The sequence below is a fragment of the Frankia gtarii genome (genome assembly GCF_025403375.1).
In the GTDB taxonomy this organism is placed as follows: Bacteria; Actinomycetota; Actinomycetes; order Frankiales; family Frankiaceae; genus Frankia; species Frankia gtarii.
This window is the reverse complement of record NZ_JAMPTM010000018.1, coordinates 1-18,609: the sequence shown is the minus strand read 5'-3', so window position 1 is coordinate 18,609 and position 18,609 is coordinate 1. Positions and strand designations below refer to the sequence as shown.

15 protein-coding genes and 1 tRNA gene are annotated in these 18,609 nt (G+C 72.3%); 6 read left to right on the top strand and 10 right to left on the bottom strand.

What is annotated here, in order from left to right; all coding sequences use genetic code 11:
* Positions 1–141: 141 nt before the first annotated feature.
* Positions 142–318 carry a hypothetical protein gene (locus tag NBZ83_RS05240; protein WP_261574443.1) on the bottom strand — a complete coding sequence of 59 codons (177 nt, stop codon included), beginning with the start codon at positions 316–318 and terminating at the stop codon, positions 142–144.
* Between the two features lie 791 nt (positions 319–1,109).
* Between NBZ83_RS05240 and NBZ83_RS05235 the strand changes: the two genes are divergently transcribed.
* Positions 1,110–1,283, top strand: coding sequence for an integrase (locus NBZ83_RS05235; RefSeq protein WP_261565155.1), 174 nt, complete (start codon positions 1,110–1,112; stop codon positions 1,281–1,283).
* Positions 1,284–1,424: 141 nt separating this feature from the next.
* Here NBZ83_RS05235 and NBZ83_RS05230 read toward each other — a convergent pair.
* The 4 genes from NBZ83_RS05230 to NBZ83_RS05215 all read right to left on the bottom strand — a co-directional run bounded on the left by NBZ83_RS05230 (position 1,425) and on the right by NBZ83_RS05215 (position 4,117).
* Positions 1,425–1,497: transfer RNA gene (locus NBZ83_RS05230), tRNA-Glu, on the bottom strand.
* A gap of 118 nt (positions 1,498–1,615) precedes the next feature.
* Complete coding sequence (locus NBZ83_RS05225; RefSeq protein ID WP_261574442.1) at positions 1,616–2,443, bottom strand: hypothetical protein; 828 nt, start codon at positions 2,441–2,443, stop codon at positions 1,616–1,618.
* Between the two features lie 484 nt (positions 2,444–2,927).
* Entirely contained in the window at positions 2,928–3,134 is a 207-nt protein-coding gene (gene bldC / locus NBZ83_RS05220) for a developmental transcriptional regulator BldC (protein WP_009741343.1), read from the bottom strand.
* A 152-nt stretch (positions 3,135–3,286) separates the two neighbouring features.
* On the bottom strand, positions 3,287–4,117 hold the full coding sequence (locus NBZ83_RS05215) for a DUF8083 family protein (RefSeq protein ID WP_261565153.1): 831 nt from the start codon (positions 4,115–4,117) through the stop codon (positions 3,287–3,289).
* A gap of 314 nt (positions 4,118–4,431) precedes the next feature.
* Here NBZ83_RS05215 and NBZ83_RS05210 point away from each other — a divergent pair, with 314 nt between their 5' ends.
* Both NBZ83_RS05210 and NBZ83_RS05205 read left to right on the top strand, forming a co-directional pair.
* Complete coding sequence (locus NBZ83_RS05210) at positions 4,432–5,502, top strand: Leu/Phe/Val dehydrogenase (RefSeq protein ID WP_261565152.1); 1,071 nt, start codon at positions 4,432–4,434, stop codon at positions 5,500–5,502.
* A gap of 311 nt (positions 5,503–5,813) precedes the next feature.
* On the top strand, positions 5,814–6,020 hold the full coding sequence (locus tag NBZ83_RS05205; RefSeq protein ID WP_136447346.1) for a DUF3073 domain-containing protein: 207 nt from the start codon (positions 5,814–5,816) through the stop codon (positions 6,018–6,020).
* A gap of 339 nt (positions 6,021–6,359) precedes the next feature.
* On the opposite strand, the gene purM is transcribed toward NBZ83_RS05205, so the two are convergent.
* From purM to NBZ83_RS05190, 3 genes are all read right to left on the bottom strand, one after another.
* A complete protein-coding gene (gene purM, locus NBZ83_RS05200) occupies positions 6,360–7,544 on the bottom strand; it encodes a phosphoribosylformylglycinamidine cyclo-ligase (protein WP_261569036.1) in 1,185 nt (394 codons plus the stop codon).
* Positions 7,541–9,271 (bottom strand): amidophosphoribosyltransferase, encoded by a 1,731-nt coding sequence (purF, locus tag NBZ83_RS05195; RefSeq protein ID WP_261574441.1) that lies wholly within the window; start codon positions 9,269–9,271, stop codon positions 7,541–7,543. Before purF ends, purM begins: the two co-directional genes overlap by 4 nt.
* 215 nt (positions 9,272–9,486) lie before the next feature.
* The gene (locus NBZ83_RS05190; RefSeq protein WP_261574440.1) at positions 9,487–10,305 is read right to left on the bottom strand and encodes a sterol carrier family protein; all 819 of its coding nucleotides are present in this window, start codon (positions 10,303–10,305) and stop codon (positions 9,487–9,489) included.
* A gap of 135 nt (positions 10,306–10,440) precedes the next feature.
* Between NBZ83_RS05190 and NBZ83_RS05185 the strand changes: the two genes are divergently transcribed.
* Entirely contained in the window at positions 10,441–14,118 is a 3,678-nt protein-coding gene (locus NBZ83_RS05185; protein ID WP_261574439.1) for a sacsin N-terminal ATP-binding-like domain-containing protein, read from the top strand.
* A 15-nt stretch (positions 14,119–14,133) separates the two neighbouring features.
* Here NBZ83_RS05185 and NBZ83_RS05180 read toward each other — a convergent pair whose 3' ends face one another.
* Complete coding sequence (locus NBZ83_RS05180) at positions 14,134–14,421, bottom strand: DUF2530 domain-containing protein (protein ID WP_261569032.1); 288 nt, start codon at positions 14,419–14,421, stop codon at positions 14,134–14,136.
* Between the two features lie 204 nt (positions 14,422–14,625).
* Between NBZ83_RS05180 and NBZ83_RS05175 the strand changes: the two genes are divergently transcribed.
* On the top strand, positions 14,626–15,210 hold the full coding sequence (locus NBZ83_RS05175; protein WP_261569031.1) for a lytic polysaccharide monooxygenase auxiliary activity family 9 protein: 585 nt from the start codon (positions 14,626–14,628) through the stop codon (positions 15,208–15,210).
* A gap of 145 nt (positions 15,211–15,355) precedes the next feature.
* Positions 15,356–16,963 carry a flavin monoamine oxidase family protein gene (locus NBZ83_RS05170; RefSeq protein ID WP_261574438.1) on the top strand — a complete coding sequence of 536 codons (1,608 nt, stop codon included), beginning with the start codon at positions 15,356–15,358 and terminating at the stop codon, positions 16,961–16,963.
* A 35-nt stretch (positions 16,964–16,998) separates the two neighbouring features.
* Here NBZ83_RS05170 and NBZ83_RS05165 read toward each other — a convergent pair whose 3' ends face one another.
* Positions 16,999–17,922, bottom strand: coding sequence for a sulfotransferase (locus NBZ83_RS05165; RefSeq protein ID WP_261569029.1), 924 nt, complete (start codon positions 17,920–17,922; stop codon positions 16,999–17,001).
* Between the last annotated feature and the right edge of the window lie 687 nt (positions 17,923–18,609).

Genomic DNA, 18,609 nt, shown 5'->3' with positions numbered 1-18,609 from the left:
GCCCTCACGACCCGGCCCCACCAGAAACCCCGACACGGCCCGCGAACCGCTCCTCAGTAAAAATGCCGGGGCCCTGGGTGGGGACCGATGTGCCACAGGGCGCGGGGCTTCGGCATGTTCGCGATCTGACCGGGTTTGGCGTCATAGGAGGCCGTGGGGGTGAGCGCGTCGGGCTGGGGTGGCGTGGGCGCGCCGGCCGGCTGAGATGAGCGTGTGGACGGCGCGGCGTAGGGCGTCGGTGACGGCCGAGCGGATCGTGGCGAGGTTCGCCGGTGCGTTGCCGGTCCGGACCGTGCTGCTGTCCTCGCCGAACGACACGTCGCGGACGTACTGAACCTTGTTCTCAATGTGCCAGTGCGCCCGGGCGAGGTCGATGAGCTGAGTGGGGCTGGCCTGGCAGCCGGTCGGGGCAGTGATCGCTTAGATGGTTTCGCGGCTGGGCCGTCTGTCCTTCTCCGGCGCCAGCGGGTGATCCGCAGTGCCTGGGCGATGTGGGGAACCGAGGTGACCGACGGTGGCGACCTTGAGTACGCGGGTGGCGTCACGGCCATGGTCGGTGGCGCGGGTGGTGTCGGCCCAAGGCCTAGCCTTCATCCGGGCGTGGACAGCCGACTGATGAGTCTTGATCACCGCAGGACAGTCGGCTTCCTTCCCTGTCACGAGCCAGTCCAGGTGCGCCCGATGGTGTGCATCGCATCCACGATGATGACGATCCCGGCCAGGTTGAGACAGGCTCGGAACCGGCGGAACACGGTAATCTGGTTGCTTCTGCATCGACCTCGACTTGGCCGACGGTGAGCTGCTTCTCCTGCTCGGGTGACGGCCGTGACGACCGGCAGCTCAAGCAGCGTGAGCCGGCGAGATCCGACTCGTGCCATGCCCGCCTGAGCTCACCGCGATGCTGCGCCGCCATATCCAGATGTTCGGGACCGGGCCCGGCGGCCGGCTGTTCGACGCGGAGACCGACGATCCGATCTCCAGCCTCACGATCGCTTACATCTGGAGTCGGGCGCGAGCGGCGACCTTCACCGACGAAGTCGCCGCGTCCATGCTCGCGAAGACGCCTTACGACCTCCGTCACGCCGCGGTGTCGACCTGGCTCAACGACGGTGGTCCCGGCGACGCTGGTCGCTGGCTGGGCCGGGCACAGCGTCGAGGTCCTCCTCAAGATCTACGCGAAGTGCCTCGACGGCGAGGAGGTCCGCATGCGGAGCCGGATCGAGGACGCTCTCGGCTGGACGCCCGACAAGCCGGACCGGGATGGCGAATCCGACCGCGCGTAGGCCACCGGCGAACTTCGGCACCACTTCGGCACAGCCTGCCGGAGTTCGCCGGTACCAGCCGGACACGGCCGGACAGTCCAAGGAGGTTTCGTGAGGCCAAAAGCCCTGGTGGGGCAGGGATTTTGGCTGGTGATCGAGGTGTGCCCCCAACGGGATTCGAACCCGTGCTACCGCCTTGAAAGGGCGACGTCCTGGGCCGCTAGACGATGGGGGCGCGGTGACGACCACAGCCGAGGCGGAGCAGTCGCTCAGCCACATCGTCGATCGCCTGAAGCACTGCAAGCATAGGGGATGGCCAGGGCAGCCGACAAACCCGTCAGCGCTGGGTCCGGTCAGCCGATGCCGGCGGAGGGGACGCGCAGGGCCGGGCGCGGGTCGGCCCAGCGGTAGCGGGAGTGGAAGAACGCGCGCACCGGCCGGCCGCCGATCGCGATCGAGTGGGTGATGCGCACCCTGCCGGAGTCACCGCCTGCGGCGGCGAGGTCGAAGGACATCGTGACGTCGTCGGCCCGCTCCAGCGGGGTGTTCGGGTCGTAGACGCGCAGGGTCACCGCCGTGTCGACCTGGGTGTAGGCGTAGGCGAGGACCTGGTGGTTCAGGCCGAGTTGCAGGGGATCCGCCGAGTGGACGGTGATGACGCCGATCGGGGCGAGCCGTCCGGAGTCAAGATCGAGCCGGATCCGCGGCCATTCGTCGGCGAGGCTGCGCCATCCCACGCCGAGGCGGCCCAGGGCGCTGCCAGGACGGACCGGCCGGCTCGACCCGGGCCGCGACGCGCCGGCAGGGCGCGGTCGCGGGTAGGTGTCGGCGCCCCGCATGAGCCCGTAGTACCGGGCGACGCCGCGGGGCAGGTCGAAGCTCGCCAGCAGGCGGCGCACGAGGTAGCCGTACAGCGAGGTGCCCCGCCGGGGCGGCTCGGTGTCGGGCGGCACGGCGATGCCCGCCTCGAACAGGTCGCGCACCGCGAAGATCATGCCGCCGCACAGGCCGCGGCTGGCGTCCCCGATCCCGATCCCGATGCCCATGGGCATGCCGGGCAGTCGCAGAGCCAGCAGCGGCTGGGCGTCGAAGCTGTTCGTGAACCGGAAGGCGCTGCTGCCGGGCAGGAACCCGGACACGGCGGAGCGCACCACCCAGCCCGGAGGGCGGTCACAGTCCATGGTGCGGCCCCTCCGCCCCGCTCCACACCGCCTGGGCTGGCCAGACGGCGGGCGCCGGTCATCGTTTCGGTCGGTGAACGGCCGCCGAACTGCGGCGGCCCCGCCCGTCGCCTTCGCCGCGTACGGCGAGGCCGGCGGACGGCCCACCAGGGCCGTCCGCCGGTTCCCCAACAGGTCCACCCTGCGCCCTCCCGGTGCTCAGGTGGTCCTTGACGCAGACGTCGACGCGAACCGGACCTCGCCCGGCGGCCTCCCAGCCGGCCGGGCAGCCCGGCGTTCGGATCTTCACACTTCCTTTACATCGGGTGGCCCCTGGGTGGGGCCCCGGACCGGCCGGCTTGTCCGGTTCTCAGCGAACGGACAGCCTTTCGGACCTTCGACCCTGTTTCACCAAGTCCGACCACCGACACCCTCGCACTGGCGGTGGATGCCGCCCGGACGAGGGAAAGGAGGTGTCTCCGGCTACGCGCCAGGTCGGCGCGATCTAAATGTCGCCTCCGATGCTCGGGACCCCCTTCAGCAGGGCACGCACCTCGGCCTCTCGGTACCGGCGGTGCCCACCAAGGGTCCGAATCGACGTCAGCTTGCCGGCCTTCGCCCACCGGGTCACGGTCTTCGGGTCAACCCGAAACATCGTGGCTACCTCGGCGGGCGTCAGCAGCGGCTCGGCGTCCGGCGTTCGTGTCGTCATTGTGTTGGCCTCCCGTCACAGAGCGTCGCTCCGTCCCATACAGATCGTGCATCCTTCGGGGGCATTTCGGACATGGCACGTCAGGACCATCTGCTGACTAGTCACAGCTCGTCCGAAGCAGACGGCGACTCTCGGTTAACGGAATGCGTCGATCAGCTTGCGGATTCCCGCGCCTGCAGGGGTCTCCACCTCATCAGGACCCGTTCGTAAGCTTCGACCGCTAGGTCTGTTCGCCCACGGCGTAACGCACTGACAGCCTCGACGATGTCCTCTACCGAGCTGTCGCGCCGAAGCATGTCGTCGTCGAGTAGGTCAACTAGCCCGTCGTAGTCCAGTTCGACCCTGCTCTGCGGATGGAAGGACCCCAGCCAACGGGCCAGATCGCCGATGCCCTCGACCGCAGGGGCCTCACCCGTGCCCCCCCGCAGCGTCTCGACCGCCTCCACCGCCCGGCTCGCCCGGCGCCGGGCCAGGCTCATCGTCGTCCGGTAGATCATCGACCGCTCGGCGGTGTCGCCGGTCACCAGCGACCGCTCGGCCGGGTCGAACAGCAGGAACCACGGCGGCGGGACCATCCAGGTGCAGGTCTGGACGTGGACCTTCAGGCTCGGCCGGCGGGCCTTCCACCGGTCCAGCTCGATCTCGGCCGGCTCGGTGATCCGCCGTGGCAGGAACGCCTCGGCGACCCGCTCGGGCAGCAGGCCACGGAACTCCAGCGCCGCCTGCCACACCCGCAGCTGGGTCGACCACGGGCAGACGAACATCAACCCGTCGATCCACTGCACGAACGCCGACTCGTCGGCCACATCGAGGGTCGGCCGGACGCTCGCGACCAGCGCGACGACCCGCTCCTGGCGCGAACCGGCGCGGCGCGACGGCGGTCCCGCGGCGGCGTAACGCTGCCAGCGCCCCCGCTCGGCGGCCGGAAAGGCCGCGAGCGGCTCGTACACCCGCAGATACGCCGCAGGCGAGACGGCAGCCATCTCAGCTCCCACTGACCGCGTCCAACCCGAGCGCCGACCGTGCGCGGGCGGCGCGGCGCTCACCCCGCGGGGCGAGTCCGGTCACGCGCCGGAGCGCCGCGGACGACACCCACGCGGATGCCCTGGAACCTGGCATGCCTTGATCCTGGCACGTCCACCCGCAAGCCGTGCGCCCTACCGGGGCCATAGGGTTCGCCAGGACCCGGCCAGCGCCACCACCTGTGCCCAGCTGGCCGCCGACCTGCAGGTCCGCCGGGCGGATGGCGCCACGCCGTGCCGGGTCCGAGCCGGGTCCGTCCCCCAGGAGGTGCACCATGACATCGCTGTTCGGTCCCGTTCGCGACCACGAACAGGTGCTGCTGTGCTCGGACCAGCGCACCGGGCTACGCGCGATCATCGCGGTCTACTCGACCGCCTTGGGCCCCTCGCTCGGGGGCACCCGCTTCCACCCCTATGCCGACGACGACGTCGCGCTCGCCGACGCCCTGGCGCTGTCCCGGGCGATGGCCTACAAGGCCGCCTGCGCGGGCCTGGACTTCGGCGGCGGCAAGGCCGTCATCATCGGCGACCCCGCCCGTGACAAGTCCGAGCCGCTGCTACGCGCCTTCGGCCGCCACATCGCCTCACTGGGCGGACGCTACATAACCGCCTGCGACGTCGGTACCTACGTCGACGACATGGACGTCATCGCCCGCGAGACGCGCTGGGTGAGCGGACGCTCGCCGGCACACGGCGGATCGGGTGACTCCGGCGTGCTGACCGCCTACGGGGTCTTCGAGGGCCTGCGCGCGGCCGCGCGACACCGGTGGGGGGCGTCGGACCTCGCCGGACGCCGGGTGGGGGTCAGCGGCGTCGGCAAGGTCGGCCGCCGCCTCGTCGGGCACCTGGTGGCGGACGGGGCCTCGGTGATCGTCGCGGACGTCGACCCGGCGGCCCTGGCCCGGGTGCGCGCCGAGTTCCCGAGCGTGCAGACCGTCGCCGACCCCGACCAGCTGTTCGACCTCGACCTCGACGTCTACTCACCGTGCGCACTCGGCGGCGGGCTCAACGCCGAGACGGTCACCCGGCTTCGCGCGGAGATCGTCTGCGGCGGAGCCAACAACCAGCTCGCCACGCCCGACATCGGCCGCCGGCTCGCCGACGCCGGGGTTCTCTACGCGCCCGACTTCGTCGTCAACGCCGGCGGGCTCATCCAGGTCGCCGACGAGATCGAGGGGTACTCGCCGCAGCGGGCCCGAGCCCGGGCGGCACGCATCTTCGACACCACCGCGGAGGTCCTCCGCCTCGCCCACGACGAGGACGTGACTCCGGCGACCGCCGCCGAACGGCTCGCCGAACGGCGGATCGTCGAGGTGGGCCGGCTGCGCGGGATCCTGCTGCGGTGAGTGGCGGCCGGCCCCACGCCGGTGCACGGCACGTCCGCGCGGGTCCGGACGATCGAAGGGACGTGACGGTGGACACATCGCGACACGGCGGGTCGGGCCGTCGGCGAGCCGGTGAGCGGCCCAGATCCCCCGCTCGAACCCGTCGGACAGCAGGCTTCACGGAGCGCTTCCGATCGTGGTCATCTTGTCCGAGGACAGGCAACTGTCGGGTTGGCGTGCCGAGAAGCCTCCGATCCCTGTAGTCTCGGGAAGCACGAGACAGTGAGAGCACCGGGGCGGGTCCCCGTCGTCATGTTCGAGGGGGTCGAGCCATGGGGCGCGGCCGAGCTAAGGCCAAGCAGACGAAAGTCGCCCGCGAGCTCAAGTACAACTCGCCCAATATGGATCTCGACCGATTGAAGGCGGATCTGGGCGCGGGCTCGACGCGCGAGAACAACAGCGACGATGCGCACGTAGATGACGATTACGGATACGACGCTTACGCAGACGACGAGGACGACCGCCGTTCCTCCCGCTGATACAGCGTCACGTCGGTAGCCGTCCCGCCGCGGCAGGCTCACCCCGGCGGTCGTCGCCGATGGTGGCGGCCCGGGCTTCGGTCCGGGCATCCACCGCCATGCCGTGCTGCCTAGGTGCATGCGCGATCACGTTGGTGACCGTGCCGCTCCTTGGTTGGTGTGCGGCCGCGAGGCGTCGCGGGTACGGTGTCGCTTTCGCACGTACCACTACGACCTCGTGACACGCACTCGTCGTCACGCGGCCCAGCTTCGCGCGGGCGTACGCAGCTGGCATCGACAGATGGCGCTCGAGCGGCTCCAGCCGAGTTGCCGGATGCCGCCCGCCCGCCCGCGATCAGCTCAGCCTGGGTGCTGCCCGACCAGCCGGGCCCGGGGCGCCGCGTCCGCCGCCGGCTCGCCCACGCCGGGCTCACGGCCTGCCGAGGTCCCGCCGGGCGCAGCAGCGATCTTGCCGACGACCCACGAAGGAACCTCACGCTCCGCGAGCAGCGCGAGCGCCTCGGGGACGACGCCGGCCGGCAGCACCGCCACCATGCCGATGCCCTGGTTGAAGGTGCTCTCCATGTCCACCTGAGCCACCGCGCCGCGCTCGGCGAGCAGCCCGAAGATCGCAGGCACCGCCCAGGATGCCCGGTCGAGGGTGGCGACCAGACCGGCGGGGATGACGCGGGCGATGTTCGCGGCGAGGCCGCCCCCGGTGATGTGGGCGAAGGCATGCACCTCGACCGCCGCCGCCAGGGCCAGACAGTCCCTGGCGTAGATGCGGGTCGGGGTCAGCAGGGACCGGCCGAGTGTGTCCCCCAGCGAGGGGACGTATGCCCTCAGACCGGCCGCGGCGGTTTCGGAGACCCCACCTGGCTGGCCGGAATCAACGGGACCGAACAGGATGTGCCGTACGAGCGAGAAGCCGTTGGAGTGGATGCCGGATGATGCCATCGCTACCACCACGTCCCCGGGCTGGATCCGCTCCGGCCCGAGCACGTCGTCGGCCTCCACGACCCCGACCCCCGTCGCGGCCAGGTCGTAGTCGTCGCTGCCCATGAGTCCGGGATGCTCGGCGGTCTCGCCGCCGACCAGCGCCGCGCCGGCCTGCTCACACCCGGCCGCGATCCCGGAGACGATCTCCGCGATTCGCGCGGGCACCAGGGCCCCGCAGGCGATGTAGTCGAGCAGGAACAGCGGCTCGGCGCCGCACACGACGAGGTCATCGACCACCATGGCGACCAGGTCGATGCCGACCGTGTCATGCGTGTCGAGGGCGCGGGCAAGTGCGATCTTGGTGCCCACGCCGTCCGTGGACGAGGCGAGCAGCGGCCGCCGGTAGCGCGCCGTGTCCAGGGCGAACAGGCCGGCAAACCCGCCCAGCGAGCCGACCACCTCGGGCCGCGTGGCCCGCGCGACGTGCCCGCGCATCAGCTCGACGGCCCGGTCCCCCGCGGCCACGTCCACTCCCGCGGCATGGTACGAGGCGCCCGCCGGCGTCGGGGTGCCGGCCCCGGCCGTGATCCGTTCGACGCCGCTCATGCCTGCCTCGCCCCGGCCGGCTCAGGGCGCTGCGCGTCATGGCGGTCCGCTGCCGGCGGCGGGTCCAGGCCAGGCCCGGGCGCCAGCCCGTTCTCTCCCCGGGTCACCGGGTTGCCGCCCGCACGCGGCGCGGGGTCGGCATCGTCGGCCAGGTCGACGTCGTCGTGGTTGTCCGGGGACGGGTCGGCGCCGTTCATGCCGAGTGTCACCTTCCGGCGCATCGCCTCGGCGATCATGTCCGCGGTCGTCTGGGCACCGGCCACCGGCTCCAGCCGGTGCTTGCCGAGCTTGGCGGACTCGGTCAGCGGCACCGGGTAGACGCCGTCGAAGCAGGCTCGACACAGCGCCTGCGCCGGCTGATGGGATGCGGCGACCAGGCCCTCCAACGAGACGTAGGCCAGCGAGTCCGCGCCGAGCGAGGCACGGATCTCCTCGACGCCGGCGTCGCTGGCGATGAGCTCGTCGCGGGTGGCGAAGTCGATGCCGTAGAAGCAGGGCCAGCGCACCGGAGGCGAGGAGATCCGGATGTGGACCTCGGCGGCGCCGGCCTCGCGCAGCATCCGGACCAGCGCCCGCTGGGTGTTCCCACGCACGATCGAATCGTCCACGACGACCAGGCGACGGCCCTCGATGACGTCACGCAGCGGGTTCAGCTTGAGCCGGATCCCGCGCTGGCGGATCGTCTGCGACGGCTGGATGAAGGTGCGTCCCACGTAGGAGTTCTTGACCAGGCCCTCCCCGAACGGGATGCCGGCCTGCTCCGCGTAGCCGACCGCGGCGGGCACCCCGGACTGCGGCACCGGGATGACGAGGTCCGCCTCCACGGGCGCCTCGCGGGCGAGCTGGCGGCCCACGTCGACCCGGGTGGCGTGCACCGAACGGCCGGCGATCGCCGTGTCCGGACGGGCGAGGTAGACGTATTCGAACAGACAGCCGTGCGGACTGGCCTCGGCGAAGGTGTGCGACCGCACCCCGGCGGCATCGATGACGATCATCTCGCCGGGCTGGACCTCGCGGACGAAGGTCGCGCCGACGATGTCGAGAGCGGCCGTCTCGCTGGCGACGATCCACGCCCCGTCCGGATGTTCGTCCAGGCGGCCGAGGACGAGGGGATGGATGCCGTGCGGATCGCGGGCCGCGTAGAGGGTCGAGGCGTCCGCGAAGACCAGCGAGAAGGCGCCGGCGAGCCGGGGCAGCACGGCCATCGCCGCGTCGGCGAGAGTGGGCCCGGAGTGGTCGGCGAGCATCGCGGTGATGAGGTCGGAGTCGGTGGTCGCGCGCAGCCGGTCACGCCCGGCATCGAGCCCCTGCGCAAGCTCGACGATGTTGGTGAGGTTGCCGTTGTGGCCGAGCGCGATCGGGCCGCCGAAACGGGCCGTGCGGTAGGACGGCTGGGCGTTCTCCCAGGTGGAGGAGCCGGTCGTCGAGTACCGGGTGTGCCCCACCGCCACGTGGCCGCTCAGGCTGGACAGGGTGATCTCGTCGAAGACCTGGGCGACGAGCCCAAGCTCCTTGAACACCACGACCGTCCGGCCGTCGCCGACCGCGATCCCGGCCGCCTCCTGACCGCGGTGCTGCAGGGCGTACAACCCGTAATACGCGAGATTCGCCACGTCCTCACCGGGCGCCCAGACGCCGAAGACGCCGCAGGCATCCCGGGGACCGGGTTCGTCGAACAGCTCGGACCCCGCTGCGGGGTTGGCGCCAAAGCGGGCGACGTCTGGCACCAGGACTCCTTGGCTGGTCAGGGACACCGGAGAAATGCGGAGAGTTACGCGCGGGACCGCGTCCGCGCCGGCCCGTCCGCACTCGTCACGTGACGTACCGGACCGGCTTCGGCCACCGCCTCGCCCGGCAGCTACCTCGCTCCACGCTAGCAGCGACGGGCCACATCGGCCCTTGCCTCGTGTGCCGACCCAATGCCCCGTCGCCGGTCCCACCGTCACAACAGCGGCAGGTAACCGCTGAGATCGGCTCGCTCACCGCTGGCGGAGATCCGCCCGTCGGCCACGGCGTCGCCCCAGGCCAGCCGTCCCGCGCAGAGCAGGACGAACGCGACCGGTCCAGCCTCGACCACGTTCGGCGGGGTGCCGCGCGTATGCCGGGGCCCCTCGACGACCTGGACGGCGACGAAGGGCGGCACCCGCAGTTCCACCGTGTGCCCGGGCACACGGTGGGCGAACAGCTCGGCGAACAGCTTCGTCGCCACCTTCAACGCCGGACGCAGCGGCTCGACGCCGAGGTCGAGGCCGTGCACCACCGCCTCCACCGCCCGGGTGCGCAGGAACTCGGTCAGCAGCATCGGACCATTCGGGGTCGCGACCACCGGGTCGCCGTCGTCGGTCACCCGCGCCAGCGCGGCCGCCGCCGCCGACACCTCGGCGGCCAGCCGTTCGCGCAGGCCCGCCGGCCCGGTGGCCGCCGCCAGGACCCGGGCGGTGTCCGCGATCGACTCCGCCCGGGCCCCGGTGCCCGTGAGGTAGTCGACCGCCGAGACCGGCCGCGGCACAGCGGGTCGGGGCGGGTCGGTGGCGGGAAGCGATTCGGCGGGAGCCAGCGCCCGCGTCAGCGCGGTCGCGGACCACCCGACGTGCATGGCGAGATCGCCAACCGTCCAGCCGGGCAGGGGGCTCGGCGCGGCGAGCCTGTCGGCCGGCAGCTCGCCCACGGAGTCGGCGACCCGCCTCCACTGGGGCACAACCGCGGCGACAAGCTCCGGAAGCGCTGCCGCGGCGTCCCGGCGGCGGATGCGGGAGGGCATCGCCCCATCCTGCCCGGTCGGCACCGGCCCGATCGGGGTTGATTTGGTTGGGGGCCCGACCCGGTCACGGCGCCACCCACGATCCACGCCAACCCGCTCCCGCCGAGGGCGGGACGGGAAGACGAGTATGGACGGGTGTCAGTGACCGCCGCACATGCTGCGGCAGACGTGTACGGGACCGCGGCGATCCGGCGGCGGGTGCTGGACGCCTGGGTCGCCTCGCCGGCCCGCTTCCGGGAGGACGCCAACGCGGAGGAGGACGCCGCCCTCGGCGCCTACCACGACCGCCTCGTCGTGGAACTGTTGCAGAACGCCGTCGACGCCGCGGGCGAGGCCGGCGTGCCGGCCCGGGTGCTCCTACGGCTGAGCACCGACGCCACCACCCCGGGTGCCGGGCCCGCCGGCCTGCTGGAGATCGCCAACACCGGGGCGGCGCTCTCGCCGGCCGGCGTCGAGGCGCTGTCGACCCTGCGTGCCTCCACCAAACGCGACAGCGCCTCCGTCGGCCGCTTCGGCGCCGGTTTCGCCGCCGTCCTCGCGGTGACGGACGAGCCGTCGATCGTCTCCCGCGTCGGCTCCGACCCGATACTGACCGGCGTGGCCTGGTCGAGGAGCCGCGTGATAGACGCAGTGACGGCCCTCACCATGCCCGCGGCCCCACTGGACGGCGGTGACGTAACCAGTGACGACGTAACGAATCGCGACGCAACGAATCCCGGGTCGTCCCTCGCCGCCCTCGGAACCGCCGACGGCCTCGACGGCCTCGGCGGCCTCGGCGTCGTCGGCGTCGGCGTCGGCGTCGGCCAAGCGGCGCGCCTGGGCGAGGAGCTCGCTCGGCGCGAGGGCGCGGTGCCGATCCTCCGGCTACCGTTCACGATCACCGCCGGGCCGCCCCCCGAGGGCTACGACACCGTGGTCCGACTCCCGCTGCGCGACGGCGCCGCGACGGCGCTCGCGCGCGAGTTGCTGGCCGGGCTCGATCCCACCCTGCCGCTGGTGCTCGGCGGCCCCGGCGAGATTGTCGTCGACGTGGACGGTGCTGTGCGGGCCATCACCTGCCGCTGGCTGCGGGGCGGCCCGGACAGCGGCCGAGGTGCGGCGCGGGCGAGCGGCACGGGGCCGGCCGGTAGCCAGCTCTCCGAACGCGTCGAGATAGCCGACCTGAACGGCGAGTGGTGGCGCGGGATCTCCCGCAGCGGCACGATCCCCGCCGCTCTGCTCGCCGACCGCCCGGTGGAGGAACGCGGACGAACCGGCTTCACAGCCCGGGTGATGGTCCCCGACGGCGGCTGGCCGGACGGCGTGGCCCGAGTGCTGCGGGCGCCGCAGCCCACCGACGAGCCGCTGTCGCTGCCGATCCTGGCCAGCGTCGAGCTGCCGCTGGACCCGTCTCGGCGGCACACCGTCGGCGGCCCGCTACGCGATCGGCTGACCGACGAGCTCGCGACGGCCGCCGTCGCCCTGGCCGAGTACCTCGGCACGGGGCTGGAGCCCGGCGGCCTAGCGCAGGCCGGTGTCCTGCCCGGCGACCAGGCCGGACCGGGTGGGCCGCCCCCCGATCCGCTGGCCGCCCTGACCCTGATCCCGACGGGACTCGCCCTCGGCGAGGTCGACGGCCGGCTGCGAGAGTCCCTGCTGCGGCTGCTCCCGGAGTCGGTGCTGTTTCCCGGTGCCCTGCGCGGCCGGGACTGTTCGGTGGCCGACCTCGGTCCGGCCACCGACGCGGTGACCGAGCTGCTGCACATCCCCGGCCCGCCGGCCGACACCGCCAATCTGGCCGATCCAATCGTTGCGGATGGTGTCGATCCGGCGACGGAGGCGGATGGGGCGAAGCTGGTCGCGGGCCTGCTCCCGGCGGCCTACGCCGCCCGACGGTGGCGCACGGCGTTGGACCTGCTCGGCGTCCGGCGAGTGGACAGCGCCGCGCTGGTCGAGCTGCTGGCCGGGGTCTCCCGGCCGCCGGACTGGTGGGGACGGCTCTACCCGCTGCTGGTCAGCGCGCCGGACCGGGACGCGCTGGGAGCACTACCGGTGCCGCTCGCCGAGATCGGCGCGGACGGGCCCGACGCGGCCGACCCCCTCGCCGCCCCCACGCCCGCGGGCTCGACCGGCGGCGGCAGCCTGCGGACCCGCATGGTCACCGGGCCGCGCGGCACCCTGCTACCGACCGCCGAGCTGGACATCGTCGCCCTGGTGCGCTCGGGGCTGCCGCTGCGGGTGGTCCATCCCGATGCCTGCAGTACGGGCGGCGCCCGCGACGCGCTGCGGACCCTGGGGGCCCTGGAGGGCACGCCGGCCGGGGTGCTGCGCGACCCGGCCGTACGCGAGGCGGTGCTCGACGCCGAGCCGGACGACCACCCCGACGACCTGCTGGCGCTGGCCGCCGCCGTGCTCGCCCTGCTCCGGGACGCGGGCGAGGAGCGCCCGGCGGAGCTCGGCTGGCTTGAGGACCTGCTGCTGCCGTCCGCCGACGGCGAGTTCACCCCCGCCGGGGAGCTGCTCGTCGAGGGGGGTCCGCTGGACCGGGTACTGGCCGAGGACGCACCGTTTTCGACGCTGGCGCCCGAGGTCGCCCGGGCGTGGCCCGCGCAGGTGCTGGAACGGGTCGGCGTGCTGCACTCGTTCAGCGTGCTGCGCGCCTACGACCTGCCGCTTGATGCCGACGAGCAGATCCTGCTCGATCTCGACGACAGCGACACCTGGGTCGACGACGTCGCGGCCGATGATCACGGCGGCGCGCCGGGGGGCTCGGCGAATCTGCGCCGCCCGCCGGCGGGAGGCCCGCCCGCGCCAGCCATGATCGGCGTGTTCGCCGCGGTTCGCGACCTCGAACTCGTCGACTCGGCGGCGTGGCCCGAGGCGCTCGCGGAGCTGGCCCACCCGCCGCTGCGCGAGGCCGTGTTCGCCCCGGAGCCGTCGTACACCCGGTGGTGGCTGGCACGGCACGCGGTGCTGCCGGTGGCGGGCACCGATCGGATGCTGCCGCCGCGCGAGCTGCTCCTACCCGCGGCCGATCCGCTGCTCGCCGGCCTGTTCGCCCGCGGCGCCCCGCTGGCCGGCGTCGATGACGAGTTCCTGCGCCACCTCGGCGCACGGCTCACCCTCGGCGACGTCCTCGGCGACCTCGGCGCGGTCATGGACCTGCTTGACCGGCTGGGCGACGCAGATCGGGACGTCCCCTGGCCGGCGGCGCGCACGCTCTACATCGCCGCGGTCGACGCCGTGGCCCGGGTGCTCGCGGCACCGGACCGGTCCGCGCGCGACGAGCGGTTCGACCCGCCGCTGACCGTGCGGACGCCCGACGGGGTTGTGCCGAGCGGGCAGGCCGTCGTCGTCGACGCACCCGACCTGCTGGGTCTGCTGGGCACCGAGCGTGGCGCGCTGCGGCTGCCGCTGGATCGTGCGGCCGAGGTCGCCCACGTGCTCGGGGTTCCGCTGGCCGCCGAGATCGCGTCCTGCGAGATCGCATCCGATGGGTACTCGGCCGGGGAGGCCGCCACCGAGTCGGGCCCTGCCGGCGCGAACGGCACGAATGGCGCGACGCGGCGCGCACCGGACGGCACGCCGTACCGCGTGCACCGCCCGCTGCTGGTTGAGGACCTGGCCGGTCGGCCGACGCGGGTGCCATGGCGGGTACTCGGCGGGATCGGCGGCGAGGTGCACGTCGATGCCGACGCCGGCCCCGACGCGCTGGCCCGGGCGCTGGCCTGGCGGGGCGGGCAGTGGGACCGGCGGCACGCGCTCGCCGCGGAGCTGCGCGACCCGACGGGGGCGGCCTTCCGCGCGGCGGAGGACGACCTCGACGAGACCTGAGCCGACGGAAGCCGGCTACCCTTGCCCGGCCCGCAGCCGGTTGCGGCGGCGGATCACGACCCACAGCCCGGCGAGCCCGAGCCCGAAGCCGCAGATCGCGGTGGCCAGCCACCACAGGTGACCGTCGTCGCGCAGGTCATCCAGGAACACCAACCCGACCAGCGCGGCGACGGCCCACAGCACCGTGCCGACGGCGACGGAGACGACGCCGTCGTAGGGAAGTGGCTCGGGCGGCGGCGGACCGGTCGGAGCCGGCCCGTCGGCGACGCCCGCGGCGGGGTCGCTGTTCGCTGACGTACTCATCCCGCCCGACGGTACCCGCCGCTCGATGGCCGGGGCCGCCGGGACGCCCACGCTTGCCCGAAACACGCCGCACGGTCCCGGTCCGGGGCTTTCCGTAGCAAACTCCAGAAATGACGCCGGCGATTTAAAAAAATCATTCTGGAAGCCGCCGGATTCCCATCTTCCGGGCATGCAAACCAAGAATGCTGGCGCTACTCTTTCGCTATGACCCAGAGCAAAGTCGAGCCGCGGCATGGTACGGTCTCCGAACCGGCCTCCCGCGCGCACATATATCTTGCAGAATGGCAGTCAGCCGGCCTCGAATCGGGGAAGTTCTTCCCGGAGACGCAGGCGGGGCTGGCCGATCCATTCGCGCCGGACGACGTCCGGAACGACGCTCCGCCCACTGACGGAAAGATTGCCAGCGCGGGCCAGGATTATGCCGCCGAACTGGACAAGCCGGGATCGGACTGGCAGAAGCACTCCGTCGCCGCCGGCCAGCGGCTCACCGTCACCTGGAGTTTCCATGCCCCGCACAAGACGCGGCGGTGGAACTACTTCCTGACCCGGCAGGGCTGGGACCCGAACTCCCCGCTGAGCCGGGCCCAGTTCGAGCCGCAGCCCATCCATCAGGTTCAGAACAACGGGCAGCCCTACTGGTCGGCCGACGACCTCGTGCCGGGCAACCCGACCCGGCACACGATCGTGTTGCCGCAGCGGCAGGGATATCACGTCCTGCTCAGTGTCTGGGAGGTCGCCGACACCGCCAAGGGCTTCTACCAGATCATCGACCTCGATTTCACCGGCTGACGCCGGCGCCCCGTCCGCCGGCCGGATCCGGCCGGCGGACGGGGCGTTCCCGGTCACGACCGCGGACCAGATCCAGCACCAGACACCGGACACCGGACGAAGGCAGGTGGGTAATCATGCACAACGCCGACCGCGGACGACTGTCTTGACCGCGCAAAGTGCCGCCGACGCACTGCGCGAGGCGATGATCGGCCGGGGTGGACCGGAGGCGACGGGCTGGACGGGCTCGTTCGAGCTTTCCCCGCCACCTCGTGCGGGCGCCACGGTGGCCGTCCTCGGAGCCGGGATCGCCGGGCTCACCGCGGCCTACGAACTCGGCCGGTTGGGCTACCGGTGCACCGTGCTGGAGGCGTCGGATCGCGCGGGCGGCCGCAACCGCACGGCCCGCGGCGGCGACGTGCTACGCGAACTCGGCCCGGGCGGGGATCCGGTCGTCACCCACCGGTGCTCCTTCGACGAGGGGCTCTACCTCAACCTGGGCCCCGGCCGCATCCCCCACCATCACCGCCGGATGCTCGACTACTGCCGGTCGTTCGGCGTCGACCTCGAGCCGTACATCATGGAGACCACGGCGAACGTCATCCACCTCGCCGACGGCGCGGTGGTCCGGTGGCGCAACCGGCAGGTCGCCAACGACATCCGCGGGCATCTCGCGGCGATGCTCGCCGAGACCCTCCTGCGGCGGGACGCCCCGACCGGGAAGCTGCTGGACCTGCTGCGGGTTTTCGGTTCGCTGGCGGACGACCACAGCTACGACGGCTCCACCCGCTCCGGGTACGCCGAGGATCCCGATGTACACGACTTTCCCCGCCCGGCGCCGCCGATCCCCCTCTCGGATCTACTGGAGTCGGGATTCTGGCGACACAGCTTCTACCAGCCGGTGGACTATCTGTGGCAGGCGACGATGTTCCAGCCGGTCGGCGGCATGGATCGCATCGTGGCCGCCTTCGAACGGGAGATCGTCGGCAGGTTCGGCGACGTCGTCGAGCTGAACTCCGCGGTCACCGCGATCAGATTGCTCGACGAGGGGGGAGTGGCCGTCGAATACCGGCGCGACGGCCGGCCGCGAACGCTGACCGCGGACTACTGCGTGAGCAGTATCCCGCTGCCGGTACTGCGAGGAATACCGACGAACTTCTCCCCCGAGTTCGATGCGGCCATCAGTACCGTCGGGTTCGCGAACACCTGCAAGGTCGGCTGGCAGGCCGGTGAGCGTTTCTGGGAGAGCGACGCCGACCAGATCTACGGCGGTATCAGTTGGACGAACCATCCGATTACTCAGATCTGGTATCCGAGCAACGACTACTTCTCGGAGACGGGCACCGTGACCGGCGCCTACAACTTCGACGACGTGGCCGCGAAGTTCGGCGACCTGGCACCGTTGGAGCGGCTGGCGCAGGCTCGGGCCGGGGCGGCCGAACTCCACCCGCGGTTCGCCGACGAAGGCGTCGTCCCCACCGCCAAGGGCATCACGGTCGCCTGGCAGAAGGTGCCGTACCAGCTCGGCGGCTGGGCTGACTGGAACCCGGCGAACCCCGACCACATGCGGGCCTACAAGCAGCTCCTCCAGCCTGAGGGGGACGGGCGCTTCTACGTCCTGGGCGATCAGAGCTCACCGCTGCCCGGCTGGCAGGAGGGGGCGATGATGTCGGCCCACTACGTGATCGGGCAGATCCAGGGCGTCATCCCACGCACCGTGCCCGAGCCCGTCCGGGTGCCCGACTCGGTCGCTCTCACCCAGGGTTCCCGCTGATCTGGCGGCGCTGGGTGTCGGCACCCCGCCGAGGATCACTCCGGGACGGGACCGAGCGCCCAGCGCCGCCTCGTCACCCGATCGAGCAGGGCGAGATCGGCGTGGAAGTCGGCGTGCAGTCGGGCGGCCGTGGCCGGATCGAGCCGCCGTGCCGCAACCGCTGCCCCCGGATCGACACATCGCAGGCCGGCGGGGTCGCCGCAACGCCGAACCGGGACCTCACCGGCGAGGTCCGCGCGGCCGGTACCGGCGGCGCCGCGGTGACGGCCGCGGCCGCGGCCGAGGCCGAGGAAACGATGTACCCGACCCAGCGCCGCCGCCGGATCCGCGTCCAGTTCGGAGTAGGGCATCAGGAGCACCTGATGCCCCGCGAAGAGGGTGTACAGACGCTGCACCTGGGCCCCGTACCGGCCCAGGGCCGCGTACCGCCATGGCCAGGACGAGGCGGTGCGGGCCCGCTCTCCCTCCACGGCCAGGGCGCCTTCGAAGTCGGCGATGGGCTCCAGGCCGGACGCACGCATCCGCAGCCAGTGCGTGTGGGCCCGCGCCGCCGGGTCCCGCAGCAGGGCGATGAGCCGCGCGTAGGGCAGTAACTCGTGCAGCTGTCTCAGCGCCGTGAAGTCCGCCAGGTGGTAGGGGGCGCTCACGCCGCGCAGGACGCCCGCGGGCGCCGGGTCCACGAGGGCCTCGAACCACGCCCGGCGACGCGGCGCATCGAGGCCCCACGGCCCCGCGGAGCCTTCCGCCGGTTCACCGCCGTCCGGCGCCACGCCGGAGCCGCAACCGCCGGGCGGGCCGAGAACGACAGGCGAGCCGAGAACGGTAGGCGGGGGGAGAACGGTAGGCGGCGTGAGAACGGTGGCGGGGAGAAAGACGGCCGGGCAGCGACGCAGGCCGGCGAGAAGGATCTCCATACCCGCATCCGGCGCACCGATCACGAAGAAATCAGGCAGGGCCATGAGATCTCCTGTTCCGGCCTCTTCGGCGTCCCCGGCCAGCGGGTACCGAACGGTCCGTCAGTATATTCCGACTTCCCCACCGGAAAAATCGAGATCGCGCGATGACCTGCGAGGCTTCGAAGAAGCCGACGAAACGTATTGAATCTGATGAATGCGGACATGGAACCCGCCGGCCCGGAAACCCTGCGCTCGCCCGCAGCCCGACCCGCGCGGACCTGGGGTCCCGCACCTCCGTCGCCACTCATTCGACACCCTCATATCACTTTGTGAAGCAAGTCACAGTTTCATTCTCTTGGCGGCAGCCGGAACAGTGTGCTTCCGTTGCTCTTGTGTTGAAGCGGCTGGTGCTGGTCACCCGGAGCCATATCGATCTGCTCCGCGTCGCCTCGGCTGCCTGTCCGGCTACCTGACGGGCGGCTACCAGCCGCACCACCCGCGTCCGCGCCTGCTGCGGACCGGCCGGGCCGCAGCCCGGCTCCGGTCGCCGGCCCAGTGACGCCCGCCCCCGGCCTGCCGCCGCCATCACCAGATCACAGTCGATCATGGTGCACCCCGTCGTCGCGGCGTCGGGCGTCTTCGCCTCCACGCCACCGGCGAAGACGCCCGACGCCGCCGACTCACACCCCAGTCCATGCCAGCTCGGCCGCCCCATCGCCGCGGTGCCCGAGCGCTGTCCGGCCCCCCGGC

What these genes read in the sequence shown, in the direction of transcription:
- NBZ83_RS05225 (WP_261574442.1), bottom strand. Translation starts at nt 2,443, where the DNA reads ATGGACTGTGACCGCCCTCCGGGCTGGGTGGTGCGCTCCGCCGTGTCC.
- bldC (WP_009741343.1), bottom strand. Translation starts at nt 3,134, where the DNA reads ATGACGACACGAACGCCGGACGCCGAGCCGCTGCTGACGCCCGCCGAG.
- NBZ83_RS05215 (WP_261565153.1), bottom strand. Translation starts at nt 4,117, where the DNA reads ATGGCTGCCGTCTCGCCTGCGGCGTATCTGCGGGTGTACGAGCCGCTC.
- NBZ83_RS05210 (WP_261565152.1), top strand. Translation starts at nt 4,432, where the DNA reads ATGACATCGCTGTTCGGTCCCGTTCGCGACCACGAACAGGTGCTGCTG.
- NBZ83_RS05205 (WP_136447346.1), top strand. Translation starts at nt 5,814, where the DNA reads ATGGGGCGCGGCCGAGCTAAGGCCAAGCAGACGAAAGTCGCCCGCGAG.
- purM (WP_261569036.1), bottom strand. Translation starts at nt 7,544, where the DNA reads ATGAGCGGCGTCGAACGGATCACGGCCGGGGCCGGCACCCCGACGCCG.
- NBZ83_RS05190 (WP_261574440.1), bottom strand. Translation starts at nt 10,305, where the DNA reads ATGCCCTCCCGCATCCGCCGCCGGGACGCCGCGGCAGCGCTTCCGGAG.
- NBZ83_RS05180 (WP_261569032.1), bottom strand. Translation starts at nt 14,421, where the DNA reads ATGAGTACGTCAGCGAACAGCGACCCCGCCGCGGGCGTCGCCGACGGG.
- NBZ83_RS05175 (WP_261569031.1), top strand. Translation starts at nt 14,626, where the DNA reads ATGACCCAGAGCAAAGTCGAGCCGCGGCATGGTACGGTCTCCGAACCG.
- NBZ83_RS05165 (WP_261569029.1), bottom strand. Translation starts at nt 17,922, where the DNA reads ATGGCCCTGCCTGATTTCTTCGTGATCGGTGCGCCGGATGCGGGTATG.